Origin of the sequence: Duganella radicis (assembly GCF_009720825.1) — a bacterium.
GTDB lineage: Bacteria > Pseudomonadota > Gammaproteobacteria > Burkholderiales > Burkholderiaceae_D > Rugamonas > Rugamonas radicis.
Map to the genome: position 1 here is coordinate 1 of NZ_WNKY01000121.1, position 911 is coordinate 911.

The following is a 911-nucleotide window of genomic DNA, read 5'->3' on the forward strand; positions in this document are numbered from 1 at the left end:
ACCGTTCTGTCGAAAAAATTCGGCGGCGAAGCCAAAGCTTACGACCAGATCGACGCTGCTCCAGAAGAAAAAGCACGCGGCATCACCATCAACACCGCGCACGTCGAGTACGAAACCGCCGGCCGTCACTACGCTCACGTTGACTGCCCAGGCCACGCCGACTACATCAAGAACATGATTACCGGTGCCGCGCAGATGGACGGCGCGATCCTGGTTTGCTCGGCCGCCGACGGCCCAATGCCACAGACCCGCGAGCACATCCTGCTGGCCCGTCAGGTTGGCGTTCCATACATCATCGTGTTCCTGAACAAGTGCGACCTGGTTGACGACGCCGAACTGCTGGAACTGGTGGAAATGGAAGTGCGCGAACTGCTGTCGAAGTACGAGTTCCCAGGCGACGACCTGCCGATCGTCAAAGGTTCGGCACGTATGGCGCTGGACGGCGACACCGGCCCGCTGGGCGAACAGGCGATCATGCAACTGGCCGACGCGCTGGACAGCTACATCCCAACCCCGGAGCGCGCTGTGGACGGCACCTTCCTGATGCCAGTGGAAGACGTGTTCTCGATCTCGGGCCGCGGCACCGTGGTGACCGGTCGTGTTGAGCGCGGCATCATCAAGGTCGGCGAAGAGATCGAAATCGTTGGTATCACCGACACCGTGAAGACCACCTGCACCGGCGTGGAAATGTTCCGCAAGCTGCTGGACCAGGGTCAGGCCGGCGACAACGTTGGTCTGCTGCTGCGCGGCACCAAGCGTGAAGACGTTCAGCGTGGTCAGGTTCTGGCCAAGCCAGGTTCGATCAAGCCGCACAACCACTTCACCGGCGAGATCTACGTTCTGTCGAAAGATGAAGGCGGCCGTCACACCCCGTTCTTCAACAACTACCGTCCACAGTTCTACTTCCGTAC

At 60.6% G+C, this 911-nt stretch carries 1 protein-coding gene; it reads left to right on the plus strand.

What is annotated here, in order from left to right; translation table 11 throughout:
- Positions 1-911 (plus strand): elongation factor Tu (tuf, locus tag GM676_RS31325; protein ID WP_155468467.1); only part of this gene is annotated, 911 nt, incomplete at both ends.